Origin of the sequence: Dyadobacter sp. CY312 (assembly GCF_021390535.1) — a bacterium.
Taxonomy (GTDB): Bacteria; Bacteroidota; Bacteroidia; order Cytophagales; family Spirosomataceae; genus Dyadobacter.
Genome location: NZ_JAJUXG010000012.1, coordinates 131,459 through 151,015, shown reverse-complemented (window position 1 = coordinate 151,015; position 19,557 = coordinate 131,459). Strand labels below are relative to the sequence as shown.

The following is a 19,557-nucleotide window of genomic DNA, read 5'->3' as shown; positions in this document are numbered from 1 at the left end:
TTTACCAGTTGACTCCCGTTTGTCCTAACCCAAGTTTTCGGATGAATCTTGATGAAAATCCTGATCTGCTTGTGATATACCTTACACTGGCACCAATGTAAGGTGTTGTTGCCGGTGTATGAGAGGTCAGGTTTTCCCGGGCGCTATTAAAAGTTCTGAGTTGACGGAAAGTTGTCACCCCGGCTTCCAAAGAAACATTGATCGCCGAAAACAAATGTGCATTTGCAGCAATCCCTGTTTTGATCTGACGGTAATTCTCACGTCTCAGCATTTTTTCATCCGGCGTTTGAATCTGAAAACCACCGCTATAACCATTTAAGCCAGCTAGCATATCCACGTTAAACCATTTGGTTGCCTTGTAATTGGCATTGATCATAAACGGTAACAGCGCTGAAATTCTCCAATGTCCGAGCCCTTTATTGATTCCAAAAACGGGTACGAACCGCAATTTCTGATTGTAGGTAATTGCCGATCCATAGATAATCTGCGTTCGTAATCCTAAGATATGCATTCGGGCAGCACCTCCCCAAAAGAATGGTTGCGGAGAAAAAAATGTTTCATTACTCTCCGTCACACCCAATCCACCGCCATATACCCAAAGGCGATCTTTGATGCTTGCCTGTAATCTGAGTACACCAACAGAAAGGGTTTTGTACCCGTTGTCCGGTACATTTTTGCCATCAATGGTCGGCTGTATTTGAGTAAACTGTGCAAGCATAACGGTATGCACAGCTCGAAGGTCTAGTTTCTTTTTAAGGCTATATCCAAGCTGCACTTCACTTTGGATGGGAATCACACCATAAAATCCACTCCTGGTAACGCCATAATCCCGTGTGCCGTCAAGACTTGATGGTACGTTATAATCCGCTTTCAGGGTTACATTGGGATAAAACAAACGACTTAGAGAAAAGTGCTGTGCGTAGGTATGCGATACCGACGTCAACAGAAAACATACCAAGAGGCTGCGATAACGATTCATGAAAATATGTTGGGGTGCGATTTTGGGCAAATAACGAGAAAAGGTGTTGTGTATTGTACCAAAACAGCAATATGAACTTTCGCTTAAAATTTGTTCATTTACAACTTTCATTGATTCTCACCTCCCTGCCATGATCAAATTCCCTTCATTTAATACACTTGCCAATAGTTCACTAGATACCATTTCGAGATACAAGCTAGTTACACTTCTGGCCCTGACCAAAGTGGTCCTCTTCATTTGGTATATTGAAACCCCTTATAAAAACGAAATCTTACGCAATGACTTAACACGATTGTTGTACATAAGCTTTCTTTCGGTTCCATTAGCGATCGCAATTACCATTTCTGCTAAACGTCATTCTTGGAAAAACACTTTAGTCGCTGGAATCTGGGTACTAACAGGCGTAGTACTTGCTCTGTATTACTTCTCAATTAAACAGGCTCCAGACCAAACCGACTATTATCGGTTTATGATTTTTTTTGCAGGAGTCCATCTTTTGGCTTCCTATGCTCCTTTTATACGATCCAATGAGCTTAATGGATTCTGGCAATTTAACAAAATGCTCTTCTTACAATTTCTGAATGCTACCCTATATTCAATCACTTTGTATGTTGGATTACTCATTGCTATTCAAACCATTAAATTTCTCTTCAATGTTAAATTTTCATTTGAAATTGAGGCAGATCTGGCGGTGTTTATTTTTGCACTTTTTCACACCATTTTCTTTTTAAGTAAAATTCCGACACAACTAGCTGATCTGGAACAGGAAGTGGTATATCCGCCCGGATTAAAAATATTTACCCAATATGTTCTGCTTCCACTTGAAGTTGTTTACCTGGTTATATTATATGCTTACGTTGGCAAGATCCTCTTCCAATGGACTTTACCTGATGGTGGCGTAGCATATCTCACCCTGGCATTTTCTATTGCAGGCATTTTAGCATTACTGCTCCTTTATCCGTTGCGGGATAATCCAGGAGAACGTTGGATCAAAATGTATAGTCACCGATTCTATCTTGCCTTATTACCACTTATTGTTTTACTGGGTATCGGTATTTTTCGAAGAATTAATGATTATGGTGTAACCGAAAATCGTTACCTGGTAGCTGTTCTTACGTTTTGGCTTGCAGGAACAACTATTTATTTTTTGTTTGTAAAAAAGAACGACATCCGGGTTATCCCGGTATCACTTTCAATCATTTGTGTTCTGGTCTGTATTGGCCCCTGGAATATTTTCTCCATCGCTCAGAGCAGTCAATTAAACCAATTTCAACATCTTCTTACCACTCACAAATTATTGACTAAGGATAATAAAATTGGGCTATCCGCAGAAATCCCTCAAAAAGACTACGATCAACTTTTCTCAATTATTAATTTCTTCCAACAAAGAGATTCCAATGTACTGGCGAAGTTTTTTCCCTCATTTCCGATAGATAAGAAAGATGTAAATCGCATATCTATTCATCATGGTCGAATGAGAGATCATCTAAACAAGTTTGTTTCGTCTGACAAAATCTCCAAAGAGGACTATTTCACTCAATTCTCTGTCGCAGGATCTTCTAATACAGAGATAATCAACATTGATAAGTTCAAATACTTATTTTTCTTTTCCACTTGGGAAGAGAAAAAATTCAATAATAATAGATTAATGCTTATAAGTAGTGACTTTGGAGCTACGCTTACCCTATTCCATAAAGGCAAAAAGATAGCGTTTTGGGATATTGCAAAAAAAGAAAAAGAGCTAAGAAAAAGTTTAAGAACAAACTACGAGGACATTCCACAAAAGTTGATGATTTTAGAATATGATGATGAAAACTTCAAAGCGAAACTAATATTAACCTCGATTTCAAAAAATAGCACAAGTTACAATTACCAAGGCATGATTGTCCACAATTAACCACCTTCATACAATAGTATTTTTTAATAATTCAACAGTATTAAATATCAATATTCTCTCATACTGAAACTATTATGAAACAATTGCTAACCACCATTTTGGTACTATTGTCGTATCTCACATTCGCCCAAACCCCCGAACCCACCTTCGCTGAAAAACTCGGCTATCCTAAAGGCAAAAAGGTTTTGATCATTCATGTCGACGATGTGGGCATGTCTTACGAATCCAATCAGGGAGCTATAAAAGCAATACGGGAAGGCGTTGCCAATTCTCTGAGTGTGATGATGCCCTGTGGCTGGGTGCCGGGTTTTGTAAATTATTGGAAAGAAAACAAAGATATTGATGCGGGTCTGCATCTGACCCTGACGTCGGAGTGGAAGGATTACCGTTGGGGACCACTGGCAGGAAAATCCAATGTAAAAGGATTAGTAGATTCGCAGGGAGCGATGTGGCGAAGTGTTGGGGATGTTGTAAAAAACGCATCACCTGACGAAGTAGAAGCGGAAATCCGTGCACAACTTGATCGTGCCCGCACCATGGGACTGGAACCTACACACCTTGATTCTCATATGGGGACGTTGTTCGCAACCCCTGAGTTTTTGCAACGGTATTTAAAAGTAGGCATGCAGGAAAAAATCCCGGTGATGTTTCCAGGAGGGCATAACACGGTTGTACAGCAACAGGAGAAAGTAATCGGCGATCAGCTGGCTATGACCAGAATGGTTGGAAAACAACTTTGGGATGCAGGATTACCTGTTCTGGATGATCTAGAAAACAGCAGCTATGGCTGGAAAGGTCCAGAAAATGGTGATAAGTCAGAAAAAGCGCTTCAAAAATACAAGACTGAAAAGTACATCAACGCCATAAAAAACATCAAACCGGGACTTACGATGGTGATTATGCATTGTACCATTCATTCAGAAATTTTCCCGCACATTTCAGATTCGCATATTACCCGAGAAGGAGATTTTCTGGCAATGATTGATCCTGAATTGAAGAAATACATTGAAAAAGAAGGAATTATTTTGACAACCTGGCGGGAGGCTATGGAGAGACGGGCGAAGGTGAAGTAAGGTTTGACATTTACCATAAAAAACAAAAACCCTGACAACCAAAGTCATCAGGGCTTTATTATTTCAAAAGGCTAAAAGCCAATAGCTTCCTACAAATCTATCGCTTCTCCATACGCAGCTTCAACAGCACCTTTCAATGCTTCTGACATTGTTGGGTGAGGGTGAATTGCACGCATAATCTCGTGAGAAGTTGTTTCCAGTTTACGGGCTACAACCACTTCCGCGATCATTTCAGTTACGTTTGCTCCGATCATGTGAGCTCCTAGGAACTCACCGTATTTCGAATCAAAAATAACTTTTACGAAACCGTCAGTAACACCGGCACCAACCGCTTTACCAGACGCTTTGAACGGGAATTTACCCACTTTGATATCGTAACCAGCTTCGCGGGCTTTCTTTTCAGTAAAGCCAACAGAAGCGATTTCTGGCTGGCAATAAGTACATCCTGGGATGTTTCCGTAATCCAGAGCTTCTGTTTTGTGACCAGCAATTTTCTCAGCGCAGATGATACCTTCCGCAGTTGCAACGTGTGCCAAAGCAGGACCAGGTGTACAGTCACCGATTGCGTAAAATCCAGGAACGCTGGTTTCGTACCATTCGTTTACTGAAATTTTACCTTTATCTGTTTTGATGCCCGTTTCTTCAAGACCGATGTTTTCGATGTTTGAAACGATTCCGGCAGCCGACAAGACTACTTCCACTTCGAAAGTCTTTTCTCCGTCCGGCGTTTTAACAGAAACTTTGCATCCTTTTCCGCTTGTATCTACTGTTTGAACAGTCGAGTTTACATACGTTTCGATACCAAGCTTTTTATATTGTTTCGCTATTTCTTTTGAGATATCCTCATCTTCAACAGGAACCAGGTTTGGAAGGAATTCAACAACAGTTACTTTCGTGCCCATTGATGCATACACATAAGCAAACTCCATTCCGATTGCACCCGAACCAACAACCAAAAGAGATTCTGGTTGTTTTTCAAGACTCATCGCCTTGCGGTATTCGATTACTTTAGTACCGTCGATTTTAATATTCGGCAACTCACGTGCACGTGCACCTGTTGCGATGATCACACCTTTTCCTGCTGTATAATCTGTTGTTTTACCATCTTTGTCGGTAACGGCAACAGTTTTGCTTCCTTTTACTTTACCTGCACCCATGATGACATCAATCTTGTTTTTCTTCATCAGGAAGGAAACGCCTTTGCTCATCGTATCGGCCACACCACGGCTACGTTTGATTACCGCACCAAAATCAGCAGAATATTCTCCTGCATTGATACCATAATCTTTCGCATGTTTGATATATTCAAAAACCTGTGCACTTTTAAGAAGCGCTTTTGTAGGGATGCAACCCCAGTTCAGGCAAATTCCACCTAAACTCTCCTTTTCAACAATTGCTACTTTAAGACCTAATTGAGAGGCACGGATTGCTGCGGGATAACCACCGGGACCGCTTCCAACAACGATCACGTCATATGTTTGAGCCATTTTCTGGTATTTTTATTTGTAAGAAATGGGTTGACAAAAAATTTCCACAAAGTTAAGACGATTTGCCGGAATGCCTACACTGACAAGAGAAGCTATTTACATGAACCTGATGGTAATCATCATTTGTTGTACCTTTGTGACTTTCAAACCTTAGTTGGTGCGGATTGAATGTGCTTAAATGTTATTTGAAGATTTGTGAAACTCAATATTTTGTAATTCACGGCTTCTCTGACAAACAACTTTATTACGGTGCTCTGCACCTCTTAATATTTCGTTTTACCCAGTTTTCTACAAGTATTGCGGCGCTCTGCGCCTGGGGCTAAAAGGTGCAGCGCACCGAAGTATTTGTAGAAAAGCAAAAACAATAAAATTGGGAGGTGCAGCGCACCGTGATAATGATTATTTAAAAGCCAGACACTCCGTATGTGAGGTTATTTTTTTACTAAAAATTCAAAACTTCAAATGACAGCAGAGCAATTGAAAGACTTGAAGGCCCGTGTAGAGGCTTTGGGGAGGTATCTTTGACTACGGTAACCGTAAAAGACAACTTGAAGATTTAGAACAGCAAACTGTTCAACCAGAATTTTGGGGTGATTCCACCCGTGCAGAAAAAACGATGCGGGAGATCCGCGGATTGAAATTCTGGACAAACGGATACGAAGAACTTGCGCGCTTACGCGATGACCTGGATACGATCTGGGAATTTTATGATGCCAATGAAGCCACAGAAGAAGAAGTGGATGAAGAAGGCAAAAAGCTTTCTGACAAGCTGGATGAAATAGAATTCCGGAAAATGATGGGTGAGGAAGGCGACGAACTTCCTGCCGTAATCGAGATCAACTCAGGTGCCGGTGGTACCGAATCCCAGGATTGGGCATCCATGCTGATGCGAATGTACATCATGTGGGCCGAGAAAAACGGCTACAAAGTTCGTGAAGTGGATTTGCAGGATGGTGACGTGGCCGGTATAAAATCGGTAACATTGGAAATCGATGGTGAATATGCCTATGGTAATCTGAAATCAGAAAATGGTGTACATCGTCTGGTCCGGATTTCTCCTTTTGATTCCAATGCAAGACGCCATACTTCGTTTACATCCGTTTATGTTTATCCATTGGCCGACGACAACATCGAAATTGATGTGAACTTGGCTGATATCACCTGGGACACCTATCGTTCCGGCGGTGCGGGTGGGCAAAATGTGAACAAGGTTGAAACAGCAGTTCGACTGCATCACAAACCTTCGGGCATCATTATAGCTTGTCAGCAGGAACGCTCACAGCTGATGAACAAAGAGGTAGCCATACGTCTTTTGAAATCTCGCCTGTATCAGATCGAGCTTGAAAAGCGGAACTCGGCAAGAGCAGAAGTGGAAGCTTCAAAGCGTAAGATCGAGTGGGGATCGCAGATCCGGAGTTATGTCCTGGACGACCGCCGTGTAAAGGACCACCGCACCGATCACCAGACTTCCAATACAGAAGCTGTGCTGAATGGTGAGATCAATGATTTTATCAAGGCTTATTTGATGGAATCGTAAAGTTTTCTGTCAATTAAACTTAAAAAACCTCTGGGATTACAAACTCGCATGTTTGAACTCAGAGGTTTTTTGTCAATTCACTTAAAATCTAGAAAATGACCGACGAAGATTTGAACAACAAAATTTCCCAACTACCTGAGCACTTGCGAGAAACCGTTTCTGATTTTGTTGACTTTTTGATCTATAAGCATAGAGAGAAATTTAATGACTTTGAGGATACTTTGGATTTAATAGATGCACGAATAATTGAGGAACGAAAATCAGAAGACTCCATTCCGTTTGATGAGTTTGTGAAGCAATTAAAGGATGAAGGAAAACTAGATGACTGACCTCCTCCACCACCACAAACTAGGCCATGGCCCAAACATTCTCCTTGCTTTCCATGGAATTGGGCAAGATGGCGCAAGCTGTTTTCAACCTTTTGCCGATAGTCTGGGTGATTATTATACCATCTACGCTTTTGATCTATTTTTTCATGGAAAAAGTGATGGCTTGGGACATCTCGATTTGGTAACAAAGGAGATATGGGCGAAAACAATTAATACTTTTCTGGCCAAAGAAAACATTGCGCGTTTCGATGTTGCCGGTTTCAGTATGGGCGGACGCTTTGCATTAGCTACGCTGGAATCATTTTCTGATCGGATAAACAAAGCCTTTCTTACCGCACCTGATGGCGTTTCGGAACATCCGCTATATACACTTGCTTCTCGATTCGCACCGACACGCTATTTGTTCAAATGGTTGATGCAAAATCCGACTGTGCTTTTTAAAACAGCGGAATTGCTGCAAAAAACTGGCATTATCCATAGCAGCTTATTCAGATTCACAATGCAGGTGCTAAACACGCCGGAAAAGCGCCATTCGATTTATAATTCCTGGGTTGCATTTCGTAAACTGCATTTTGATATACCCCAACTTTATCAAAAAGTCCGGTCAAATCAGGTCGATCTGTATTTATTTGTAGGTAAATATGACAAACTGATGAAGCCATCTGATGTTAAAAAACTATCGGAATTGATTGATCCTGAAAAGTTTATAATTCTTAAAAGCGGACACACACAATTGGTCGATAAAGTGGCTGACTACTGTATCGAAATCCTCCATTAGCATCGGATTAATCCTTTCTTATTTACTTTTCCTCACATTCTATCAAGACATTTTTCTTGCTAAAAAAATATTTTCAAAATATTTAGAAAAAATAGGATTAAAAGATTCAATAAATCGCATTAGTATAAGGAAGGATTAAGATTTTGATACGGAGGCTTATCCGTTTACATCTTAGTCTTGCTGGTTTGAAGCCGATAGCATCGTTTCAAATAGTTATCACGCAGTTTAGTGAGATCAATTATGCCGGATATTGAACTTTGGAATTCATTTCGAAAGGGTGATCAGGAAGCTTTTCAGCGGATCTATCAGATTTACGCAAAAGATCTGCTTAGCTACGGCTATAAAGTAACCAGTAATGTGCAATTGATTGAGGACAGTATTCATGACCTTTTCATCGAGCTTTGGCAGCATGGAAACAATTTGAGTGAAACCGATTCGATCAAATTCTACCTCTTTCGCTCATTACGAAATAAGATCAATAACAGCCAGAAAAAGGACCTGCTTTTCAATTCTACTGATATTGACAATGCTTGCGGAAATCCTGATGAATTTTTAATAGAAAGCCATCTGATTGATTTAGAGGAAAAGGAAAAGATGCTCAAACAGCTTCGCTGCAGCTACACCATGCTGAGTCCGAGGCAGCAACAGGCGCTTAACCTGCGGTTCTACAACCATTTTAGTAATGAAGAGATTGCTCGCATTATGGGTATCAACTACCAGTCGGCTTGCAAATTCATTTATTCCGGCCTGAAAACGTTGAAAGAAACGGTCAGAATCCTAAGTCTTTTGCTCATAATTTCCGATATAGTTTAGCAAGAATACACACATCACTGCATCATGTAGATGATCAATATCAAATCATTATGAACTATTATCAATTCAATGCGGAAGATTTTGCGGCCGACGATTATTTCAAGGAATGGGTGCGTATGCCAACCGTAGAATCAGAAACATTTTGGGCCGAATTTCAGCGCGACTATCCAGAGAAATATTATGCTTTGGAAGAAGGCAGAATATTGGTTGAGGCTCTGTATGAGATAAATAATAATACCATTAGTGATGAACAAGTCAATAGATTATGGTCGAGAATTGATCAAACTGTTTCAGAAAACGAGTCAAGCGGTATCACAAATTGGGCAAGTAAAAGTTACTGGCGAATTGCCGCCTCGATTATTTTATTGCTGAGTATTGGTTGGTTGTGGAAGGGAAAGTATTTGTTGGAACAAACGAATATTTCATCACAAATTCAAACCAGCGGTGATTGGAAAGAAGTAATAAATAAACAGGAAACTGAAATGATCGTAAAACTTTCGGACGGAAGTTTGGTCCATCTTCAGCATAATGGTCAGCTCCGGTATACAGAAGAATTTTCGGGCGGACTTAGAGAAGTTCATTTAAAAGGAGTTGCATTTTTTGAGGTTGAAAAAGATCCTGAAAAACCATTTTTGGTTTACGCCAATGGGTTGGTGACCAAAGTTTTAGGCACGAGCTTTACAATTCAGGCACTGGAAAATGAGCCGGACATCACTGTTTCCGTCAAAACCGGACGCGTATCGGTGTATTCTGATAAATCTGAGAAAGATCCGGAGACAAATGGAATTATTTTAATGCCAAATCAAAAGGCAGTTTTTCAAAAGGAAACAGCCATGTTAACAAAAACTTTAGTCGAAAAACCTTCCATTTTAGTTGAAAAAGCCAGTTTGCCTTCCTTTGCGTTTGAAGATGCTTCAGCTGCAGAAGTTTTTGCAACATTGGAAAAGGCGTACGGGGTTGACGTAGTGTTCGATGAAGAATTGATGAAGAATTGTAGGCTGACCATCAGTCTCAGTGAAGAGGATCTTTTTCAGAAGCTGGAAGTGATCTGTAAAGTATTGGAAGCAAATTACAAATTGATTGATGCTCAGGTAATTATTTACAGCAAAGGATGTTAAAGAGTGTTTTAAAAATAGCCATTCCAACTAAACTCTCAACTATGGAATAACCCGAAGTTTACTTCTACACAAAAAGCACCAGCGGTGGTCTCAACACCGCTGATGCAGGTTTCCTCCCAAAAGCACGGTTCAAAATGCAGCGCGCCAGTTTCCTGACGCTAAGGAGGTGTTTTTGCTCAAAAATTCACAAAAACATTTAAATCTAATGAAAAGACAACTATTTCTAAACTCATTCTTATTTCACCTTATGAAAATCTCACTATTGCAAGCCTTCCTGGCGGTGATTTTTACAGGTGTGTCCTTAGCTCACAACGCTTCGGGGCAGGAATTACTGAACCGCAAGGTTAACCTGAGTGTAGAAAATCAGGAACTTCGAAAGGTTCTTACTAAAATCGAAAAGCAGGCGAATGTCAAATTCGCGTATCGCCCTAGCGTGGTGCCGTCCGAGCAGAAAGTATCGCTTGTTGCTACTAATGAAACCTTACTGGAAGTATTGGAGAAGGTTGTGAAGCCGCTCAAAATCAAGTACGAAATTGTTGGTCAGCAAATTATTTTAAGTACGGAACCCGCGCCTGTTGTTCCATCATCCGGACATTTGGAAAAAGATGAGGCACTGGAAACAAATCCGGTTGATCTGCGGGTTTCAGGCAGAATTTCTGATGAGAGAGGCGAAGGTTTGCCGGGTGTGAATATTGTACAAAAGGGAACACAAAAGGGATCTGTAACGGATACTGACGGACGGTATGAAGTTGAGGTAACCGACACCTTAGCTGTTTTGGTTTTCTCCTTTGTAGGCTATTTATCACAGGAATTACCTGTTGGCAGAAGCACTACGATTGATGTCGTACTCAAGGTTGACAACAAATCTTTGGAGGAAGTTGTGGTAGTTGGCTATGGTGTTCAGAAGAAAGTCAACCTGACCGGTTCCGTTGCTGCGGTGGATGGCGATGAGATGTTGAAAACACCCGTAACCAATGTTACCAATGCGCTCACAGGAAGATTGCCGGGATTGATCGCCGTAAACGGAAATGGTAAGCCAGGATCAGGATCAAGCATTTCTATTCGTGGTGCAAGTACATTTGGTGACAATAGCGCACTTGTACTTGTAGATGGCATTGTGAGGGGAATGGAGCAAATCGATCCCAATGAAATTGAAAGCGTTTCCATATTAAAAGATGCTTCTGCAACAGCGGTTTATGGTTCACGAGCTGCAAATGGCGTTGTGCTGATCACCACGAAACGAGGAAGTACAGGTAAGCCGACTTTTCACTACAATGGTTTTGCAGGAATTCAGCAGCCTACGCGCTATCCGCGTGTAATGAATGCATATGAATACGCTACAACAAAAAACAAAGCAGTCCAGAACGTAGGCAAGCCGATCCAATACACGGATCAAATGCTGGAAGATATTCGGTTGGGAAAAGTGCCCGAAACCGATTGGTATGGCATGACGATGAAAAACCAGTCTTTCCAAACGCAGCAAAATATCAGCGTAAATGGAGGATCTGATGCCATTAAATACTATCTGTCAGTTGGTTATATGGATCAGGATGGAATGTATGATGAAATTAATTTCCAGCGCTATTCGATCCGTTCCAATGTGGATGCCAAGATTAACAAAAACTTCACCATTTCGGCTGATTTTGATGCAAGTACACGCAACAGTAATGGAAGCGGGTATTCAGCAGAAGCCATTTTTGATGATATCGTAGCGGCCTACCCAATGGATATGGCCTACAATCCCGACGGAACCATATTCTATACACGTGAGCAGCATCCTATGGAGGAGGTGAAAACGGGTTACAGCAAAACAAAAATGAATCTTTTGCAAACAACCGTTACGCTCAAACATGATCTGCCTTTTGTTCCGGGACTTTCTGTCAGCGGCCGTGCGTCTTTTGGGAAAGAATATTCTACCAATAAAAGTTATCTGGTACCGATTTTCATGAACAGGCAGGATGCCGACGGGAATACGCTGGAAATTTATCCCTATGGAGGATGGAATGGGAAAACGGCTCTGAATCAATCATTTGATGAATATAATACCACAACGCTTAATGCTTCCTTGAATTACTCCAAAACATTTGGCAAGCATGAGTTGGGCGGATTGCTTTTATTTGAACAAATAGATGCGAAAGGCACTAATTTCTATGGTTTTCGGACCAATTTCCCGGCTATAGGACTTGATGAATTTTTTTATGGCGGTGAAAATCAAAAAGATGCCAATGGCGGATCGTTTACGGATGGAAGGCGAGGAGCCATTGCCAGGCTCAATTACACTTTCATGCAGCGGTATATTTTTGAAGCCTCTTTCCGTCGAGATGGTTCCGTGGCTTTTCCTACAACAAAAAAGTATGGCTTTTTCCCCGCCGTTTCTGCGGGTTGGAGGCTTAGCGAAGAATCATTTATTCGTGACAACAGCAATCTGAGATTTATTGATAATCTGAAACTGAGAGCTTCTTATGGTGTGGTAGGAAACGACAGAAACGTGTATTATGGAAGACGGCCTTCATTCCAGTATCAGCAGGTGTTCAATCCATCGGGAAGCATTATTTCGGGTACTAACGCATTATCCAGTATTTCACCAGGAATTTTGCCAAATCCCAATGTGAGCTGGGAAAAGGCCAACATCACTGACATAGGCTTGGAAGGATCATTGTGGAGTGGCATGTTCCAGTTTGAAGTTGATTGGTTCAACAAAAGAACATCAAACATTCTTCGCAGCCGGATCCGATCAATTCCTGCTACTTTGGGTGCGCAATTACCAGCTGAAAATTATGCGGTGGTTGACAATCAGGGTATTGAACTTTCCCTTACCCATCAAAAAAGAATCGGGTCTTTTAATTACTTTGTAAAAGCAAATGGAAGTTTCTCTCGAAGCAATGTCATTACGCTTGATGAACCTGCAAACACCCCTGATTATTTGCTCCAAACCGGCCGTCCCCTCGGATTTATAACCGGATACAAAGCACTTGGATATTTCCAGACAGATGAAGAAGTAACTGCATATCTGCCTCAGTTCAATGGTGGACAAAAAGCCGGTGATGTGAAGTATGCGGATATCAATGGAGATCAAAAAGTGGATGCAAATGACCTGACCATTATTTCAATGGATAATCACATCCCGAAAATCATCGGTGGACTTAGCTTTGGAGGATCGTTCAAAGGTTTCGATCTGAGCGTATTGTTTCAGGGAGCTGCAAGAGTAAACCGTGTTTTGGATGGAATGGCCAGAAACTTCTTTCTGGGAGGAACCCGGAATACTTTCGTGGATCTGCTGGATCATTGGTCGCCAGAAAATCCTAATGCAAAATATCCAAGACCGTGGGAAGCGGGGCACCCTAATAATTCACTCACTTCCACTTTGTACCTGCGCGATGCAAGTTACATCCGGTTGAAATCGGTTGATTTTGGCTACACTTTACCAAAAGACATCTCCCGCAAATTCCACGCTGAGAATCTGAGACTTTACTTCTCCGGTCTTAATCTTCTGTTGATCGACAAAATGAAAATTTTTGACCCTGAAACCGAAAATCCTACCGGCTCTTACTATCCACAGCAGCGCACCCTGAACCTGGGGCTGAATCTAACTTTTTGATTTTAAACACAATATTGATATGAAAAGGATTACAACAATCATATTCATTGCCGTTTTGCTGTTCAATACTGCGTGTGATGAAAAATTTCTGGACCGGCAAGCCACGGACGCGATTCCGGAGGAAGAAGTTTTCAAAGATGCTGCTCTAATGCAGTTGTTTGTCAATAATATGTACCTCGATGTGCAGGGATTTGAGTTTAATCTGCACGACAATATTTCAGACGAATCCAGGACTTACTGGGGCGGTGCGCCTAGGGATATTTTGCAGGGACAATGGTTTGCCAACACGGACCATCTGCAATACTGGGCTTACGGACAGGTACGCAAAGCAAATATGTTTCTTGATAAAATTGATGAAGCTACAATTGATGAAGACGAAAAGAATGCATTAAAAGGCCAGGTGAAATTTCTTCGGGCTGTGCAATATTTTGAAATGATAAAAAGGTATGGTGGTGTGCCTTTAATTACCATTCCGCAAACGTTGAACGACGATCTGTTTGTAAAAAGGGCAAGCGTGGATGAGAGCTTTACTTTTTTGGTAAACGAACTCAAAGAGGCCGTCACTTTACTGCCCGAAACTTATGGAAGTCGCGCTGTGGATGTGGGAAAGGCGAATCACCATTCGGCAAATGCATATTTGGGAAGAGTTCTTACTTTTTGGGCAAGTGCTTTATACAATCCCGCCAATGATGTAAAAAGATGGGAGCAGGCCGCGGCTGTCAATAAAGAGGTGATTGACGGAGGGACTTATAAACTGCATTCAAATTTTCGGAACATTATGACTGACAAAAATAATGAGGAGGAAATTTTCAGTGTCCAATATCAAAAACCTTTCCGCGAACACGGCTGGGATTCATGGGGACAGCCTGATTCTCAGTCGCGTCAGGCAGCATCGGCGCGTTGTCCGGTGCAGGAGTTTGTCGATGCTTTTGATATGGCAAATGGCAAAGGAATAAAAGAGGCAGGTTCAGGATATGATCCTGCAAAACCTTATCTGAACAGAGATCCGAGGCTGCATGCGACGGTTTTGTACAATGGCGAAAAGTTTTTCGGAAATACCATTTTCTTATATGAAGGTGCACCAATAGATGGTATCAATCTGCCCTACGCAACGGTTACCGGCTATCTTTTACGGAAGGGAATGAACGAAAGCAACAATGACTATTACGGAAGTTCGGGAAGTGATCAAAACTGGAATGAACTACGGTATGCAGAAGTATTGCTTAATTATGCCGAAGCAAAAAATGAAGCTTTGAGTGCTCCTGATCAGAGCGTTTATGATGCGGTTGAACAGATTCGAAGTCGTGCAGGGCTGAGTCCCTATCAATTACCAAAAGGATTGTCAAAAGATCAGATGAAGGAACGGATCAGGAAAGAACGATACATTGAATTAAGCTTTGAAAATAAAAGGTACTGGGATTTGAGAAGATGGAAAATTGCTTCTCAGGTTTTGAATGGGAAACAGTTCAATGCATTGTACATCACTAAAAAAGCCGATGGTTCTTACGCTTACCAGGCCAAGCCAGTGGATGGCGTTTCGTGCGTTTTTCAGGATAAAATGTACTATGTCCCTATTCCTCAGCGGGAAATAGAAAAAAATCCAAATCTGGAACAGAATCCAGGCTGGTAAATCCCCTTTTACTTTTTTGACTGATTTCTAAAAATCAATCACCCCAACTATTGCATCCGTTCATTCCAATTGGCCCGTTTGGGAAAAAGTATGATTGTAAATAAAAATTGTAAAAGTAACCTGAAACAATATTTGCTGAATTTTCTCCTGTGTGGAATCCTGTGCTTATATTTTTTATCCCAACCTAGCTCCTTGTTTGCGCAAAGCCTGAGTCCGCGTTTTTCACCAAAAAAGAACGACAACATCATCATTCTCGGCAACACCTTTGCCGACAGGATGCGGCATTTCGGATATTTTGAAACACTTCTTCAAAGCAACTATCTCGATCTTCAGCTAACTGTAAGGAATATGGGATGGAGCGCTGACGAAGTAGGTCTTCAGCCGCGGCCACTTAATTTTCCAGGATTTAAAAGAGAAATCAAAAAACAAATTGAAGACCCCAAGGATCTTTCTTTCAGAAGTTGGGGGACAGAGGGTGGTAACATGCCCATTGCGCTTAATTTTGACGGTCTCCAGCAATCGCTTAGCGAGCAAAGTGCGGATATCATTTTTCTTTGTTTTGGGATGAACGAGGCTTTTAAAGGGGAAAAAGGTTTACCCCAATTTGAAAAAGAGCTCAATGTTTTTATCAAAGCTCTGCAAAGCAAAAAGTACAACGGGAAATCGGCACCAGTTCTGGTTCTGGTTTCGCCCATTGCACATGAAAAGTTGGGAGGACATTTTCCTAATCCTGATGAACATAACCGTAATCTTGAAAGGTACACGGAAACAATGCGAAAAACGGCCGTTCAGCAAGGGTTGTCTTTCATTGATTTATATGCACCTACGAAAGCTCTTACACAAAGTGCTCCTCAAAACCCAATTACAATCAATGGAATTCATTTGACTGACAAGGGTTACAGAGAAACCGCCCGAATGATGGCTCTGCAACTGGGTTTTACGCCAAAAACCCTTGCGATTGATCTGGCTGCAGACGGCTCCGAAAAGCTTCGTAGTGTTATTAAAATGAAAGATGAGCACTTTTTTTACCGCTGGCGTGCTGTAAATGGAGAGTATATTTATGGAAGAAGACGGGAGCCTTTCGGAATCATTTCTTTCCCACCAGAAATGGCGAAACTGGATCAAATGGCGACTTCGCTCGATTCTGTGATCTGGGATTTGAGTAAAGGAAAAGGAGCGGATGCGTACAAAAAAGCAATTTCAATTATTGATGAAAGCGGAAATCCTGCGGCTCAGGAGGCATTTCTGGTAACGAAAATGACTGGTAAACAAAGTCGCCATCTTGCACCGGCTCATCATGGAAGTCACGTCGAAAGTGCGCAGCCTGCCGGCGTGGAGCAGTTCACACTTCCGGAAGGATATGAGGCCAATCTCTTTGCATCCGAACAGGATTTTCCATTGGCAAAACCTGTCGCATTGGCGTTTGATGCGCGCGGCAGACTTTGGGTAGCAACGATACCAACTTACCCGCAATACATTCCCGGCGTTCCGGTACACGATAAAATAGTGATCCTCGAAGATACAAATGGCGATGGAAAAGCAGATAAACACACCGTTTTTGCCGATAATCTGTATTTGCCTTTGGGTTTCGAATTTGGAAATGGCGGAGTGTTTGTTTCGCAGGAGCCTGATATTTTATTTTTAAAAGATACTAATGGTGACGATGTCGCGGATGTGAGAGAAATCGTTTTATCGGGCTTTGGTTCCGAAGACAGCCATCATGCAACACACGCATTTACATACGGTCAGGATGGTGGAATTTATTTCAATGAAGGTATTTTCCTCAACACACAGGTAGAAACGCCTTACGGGCCGATTCGGTCTTACAATGGTGCCACTTACCGTTTTGAGCCGCGAACCGGCAAGCTGGACCATTACATTTCGTATCCATATTACAATCCATGGGGAAACATTTTTGATAAATGGGGAACACACTTGATAGGCGATGCTTCGGATGGTTCCAATTATTTTGCTCCGCCAATGACCGGCAAAATCAATTATCCTGACAAACATCCACGCATCAATATGTTCACCACGACAAGGGTACGCCCCACGGCAGGGCTTGAAATCGTATCCAGCAGGCATTTTCCGGATGACGTTCAGGGAAATCTGCTGATCAACAATGCAATTGGTTTTCAGGGAATTAAGCAGCATCAGGTCTTGCCGGACAAATCGGCCATAACGAGTAAAGAAGTGGAGCCACTGTTACAATCCTCCGACCCGAATTTCCGTCCGGTTGATCTTGAATTTGGGCCTGACGGAGCACTTTACGTAGTAGATTGGTACAATCCATTGATTTCGCATGGTGAAAATCCGCCTCGTGATCCTGCACGCGATAAGGTTCATGGACGGATTTGGCGAGTGTCCTATAAAAACAAACCTTTATTAAAAATCATTGATATTTCTAAGCAGACTATTCCGCAATTGCTTGATAATCTGAAAGAACATGAAGATCGGTTGCGCTATCGCTCCCGTGTGCTGATACGTGAACAGGCTCCTGAAAAGCTGATTCCGGAACTGGAAAAATGGGTGAAAGGATTAAATAAGACCGACAAAAATTACGAGCATAATTTACTCGAAGCGTTGTGGTTGTATCAGGATTTCCATGTGGTAAACAAGCAATTATTGACTACACTGCTTAATGCGAAGGATTTCCGGGCACGTGCTGCCGCGGTGCGTATTGTCAGATATTGGAAAGATGAACTTCCGGAAGCTTTGGCGATGTTGAGCAAAGCTGTGCAGGATACCGAACCCCGCGTGAGGATTGAAGCCATTACAGCTTTCAGTTATTTTGAGTCGGAAGAGGCTGTTGCGGCGGCGGTAAGCGTTTTGGAACAACCTACGGACTATTATCTGGATTTTGCAATCAATGAGACATTTTCGTTCCTTAAACCCGTTTGGCTGGCTGCGTTTAAACAAAATCAAAAATTTTTAGAAAATGACGCACTAGCAGCTTCACATTTGCTAGCTAAACTCGCACCAAATGAACTTGCCGCATTGCCCTCTACAAATCATGTTTTGGAAGCACAGCTTGATAATCCTGCCGTGCAACGAGATGTAAAAGAAGTGGCTTTGAAAACACTTTCAGGTAAAAATGGGAAAAAGCCGGTGGAAATAATTGTTGAAAGTATTCGTAACCGCGAGCAGAATAACAAAACGGCACAGGATTTGGTGGAATTGCTTTTGACAAGAAACAAAACCGAACTTGCGGAATCCAATTCTTCTTTGAGAAATCTTTTGAAACAGGATCATACCTCTCTGATGCAATCTGTTGGCTATGCGGCATTGATCGTGTCAGACCGTTCAGATCAAAATGTCTGGCCGATTGCTACCGCAAAAGGTCCGTCGCTTATTGCTTATCTGGAAGGGGTTTCTCTGTTAAACGATCAGCAATTGCAATCGTCATTTTATGAAAAAGTGAAAAAGCTGACCACAACCGTTCCTGACAATCTTGCAAAAAATAGTTCGGATTCAATAGTGCAACCGATTCACCAGGCTGCTTACAAAGTTTTGTTTCAAATGCCGGGCAAAGACGCTGAAAAAGCAAATCTTCTGGCAGAACTGATTAAGCCCGACGGCGCCTATCTTGAACTTGCACAAAAAGTAATTGAAGGCAAAAATGATGCAGAACTGAAAGAAAACTATGCGCCGGTTTTGTCTAAAAGAATTTTATCGTTTTCTAGTAAAGCACCTGAAAATAAAAGATTTGCACCTTCCTATAACCGAACTTTGGCTTTGGGGAAACGTTTGGCAGGACTGATACCTTCAGAAAATTCGAAACAAATAATTAAAAGTCTGGATAATGCGTCAACCATTGAAATCGCTATTTCGGCGATACCATCTCAGATGTTGTTTGATCAGGCATTGCTGACTTTGCCTGCTGGCAGAAGAGTTTCCCTTACCTTCCATAATCCAGATCTGATGCCGCACAACATTGTCTTCACCAAGCCAGGTGCGGAGGATAAAGTGGGAGCAGCGGCGGATGCAATGGCAAGTGTTTCAGGTGGTTTTGAAAAAAACTTTGTTCCTGATTCCCCCGATGTCCTGTTTGCTTCGCCATTGGTAAATCCGGGCCAAAATTTCAGGCTTGATTTTCAGGTGCCGCAAGCGACGGGAGATTATCCCTACATCTGCTCTTTCCCAGGTCACTGGCGTGTGATGAGAGGTATTATGAAAGTAACAGAACCGGTTGGAATGAAGTAAAAAACTGTAAAACGATTATCTACCCGCCTTTTTAAACCCTAAACAATCATTTCAAAGAGCGTTCTTCATTTCGGAAAAAGAACTATATTGGTTCACCTACCCAAACTCCTGTGCT

Annotated in this window: 12 protein-coding genes; 10 read left to right on the top strand and 2 right to left on the bottom strand. The window is 41.8% G+C overall.

Annotation, left to right across the window (positions count from 1 at the left end; all coding sequences use genetic code 11):
• Nucleotide 1 precedes the first annotated feature (1 nt).
• Nucleotides 2-979, bottom strand: coding sequence for a hypothetical protein (locus LZG71_RS17400; RefSeq protein ID WP_233822417.1), 978 nt, complete (start codon nt 977-979; stop codon nt 2-4).
• Between the two features lie 130 nt (nt 980-1,109).
• Between LZG71_RS17400 and LZG71_RS17395 the strand changes: the two genes are divergently transcribed.
• Entirely contained in the window at nt 1,110-2,876 is a 1,767-nt protein-coding gene (locus tag LZG71_RS17395) for a DUF4153 domain-containing protein (protein WP_233822415.1), read from the top strand.
• Between the two features lie 74 nt (nt 2,877-2,950).
• Complete coding sequence (locus LZG71_RS17390) at nt 2,951-3,949, top strand: polysaccharide deacetylase family protein (RefSeq protein ID WP_233822413.1); 999 nt, start codon at nt 2,951-2,953, stop codon at nt 3,947-3,949.
• Between the two features lie 89 nt (nt 3,950-4,038).
• Here LZG71_RS17390 and lpdA read toward each other — a convergent pair whose 3' ends face one another.
• The gene (lpdA, locus tag LZG71_RS17385) at nt 4,039-5,436 is read right to left on the bottom strand and encodes a dihydrolipoyl dehydrogenase (RefSeq protein WP_233822411.1); all 1,398 of its coding nucleotides are present in this window, start codon (nt 5,434-5,436) and stop codon (nt 4,039-4,041) included.
• Nucleotides 5,437-5,898: 462 nt separating this feature from the next.
• Between lpdA and prfB the strand changes: the two genes are divergently transcribed.
• From prfB to LZG71_RS17345, 8 genes are all read left to right on the top strand, one after another.
• Nucleotides 5,899-6,973 (top strand): peptide chain release factor 2 gene (prfB, locus tag LZG71_RS17380; RefSeq protein WP_233822409.1). Its coding sequence is split into 2 segments (ribosomal slippage): nt 5,899-5,958 and nt 5,960-6,973, totalling 1,074 coding nucleotides; the frame shifts between segments, so codons are not numbered across the junction.
• 95 nt (nt 6,974-7,068) lie between these two features.
• On the top strand, nt 7,069-7,302 hold the full coding sequence (locus LZG71_RS17375) for a DUF2281 domain-containing protein (RefSeq protein ID WP_233822407.1): 234 nt from the start codon (nt 7,069-7,071) through the stop codon (nt 7,300-7,302).
• Nucleotides 7,295-8,080 (top strand): alpha/beta hydrolase, encoded by a 786-nt coding sequence (locus tag LZG71_RS17370; RefSeq protein ID WP_233822405.1) that lies wholly within the window; start codon nt 7,295-7,297, stop codon nt 8,078-8,080. Before LZG71_RS17375 ends, LZG71_RS17370 begins: the two co-directional genes overlap by 8 nt.
• A 240-nt stretch (nt 8,081-8,320) precedes the next feature.
• Nucleotides 8,321-8,893, top strand: a complete 573-nt coding sequence (locus tag LZG71_RS17365) for an RNA polymerase sigma factor (protein ID WP_233822403.1) — start codon at nt 8,321-8,323, stop codon at nt 8,891-8,893.
• A 50-nt stretch (nt 8,894-8,943) separates the two neighbouring features.
• Nucleotides 8,944-10,011: a FecR family protein gene (locus LZG71_RS17360; protein WP_233822401.1), complete on the top strand. Its 1,068-nt coding sequence runs from the start codon at nt 8,944-8,946 to the stop codon at nt 10,009-10,011.
• Nucleotides 10,012-10,258: 247 nt separating this feature from the next.
• Nucleotides 10,259-13,609: a TonB-dependent receptor gene (locus LZG71_RS17355; RefSeq protein ID WP_233822399.1), complete on the top strand. Its 3,351-nt coding sequence runs from the start codon at nt 10,259-10,261 to the stop codon at nt 13,607-13,609.
• 19 nt (nt 13,610-13,628) lie between these two features.
• Nucleotides 13,629-15,239, top strand: a complete 1,611-nt coding sequence (locus LZG71_RS17350) for a RagB/SusD family nutrient uptake outer membrane protein (RefSeq protein WP_233822397.1) — start codon at nt 13,629-13,631, stop codon at nt 15,237-15,239.
• Nucleotides 15,240-15,431: 192 nt separating this feature from the next.
• Nucleotides 15,432-19,442, top strand: coding sequence for a PVC-type heme-binding CxxCH protein (locus LZG71_RS17345; RefSeq protein WP_233822395.1), 4,011 nt, complete (start codon nt 15,432-15,434; stop codon nt 19,440-19,442).
• Nucleotides 19,443-19,557 lie beyond the last annotated feature (115 nt).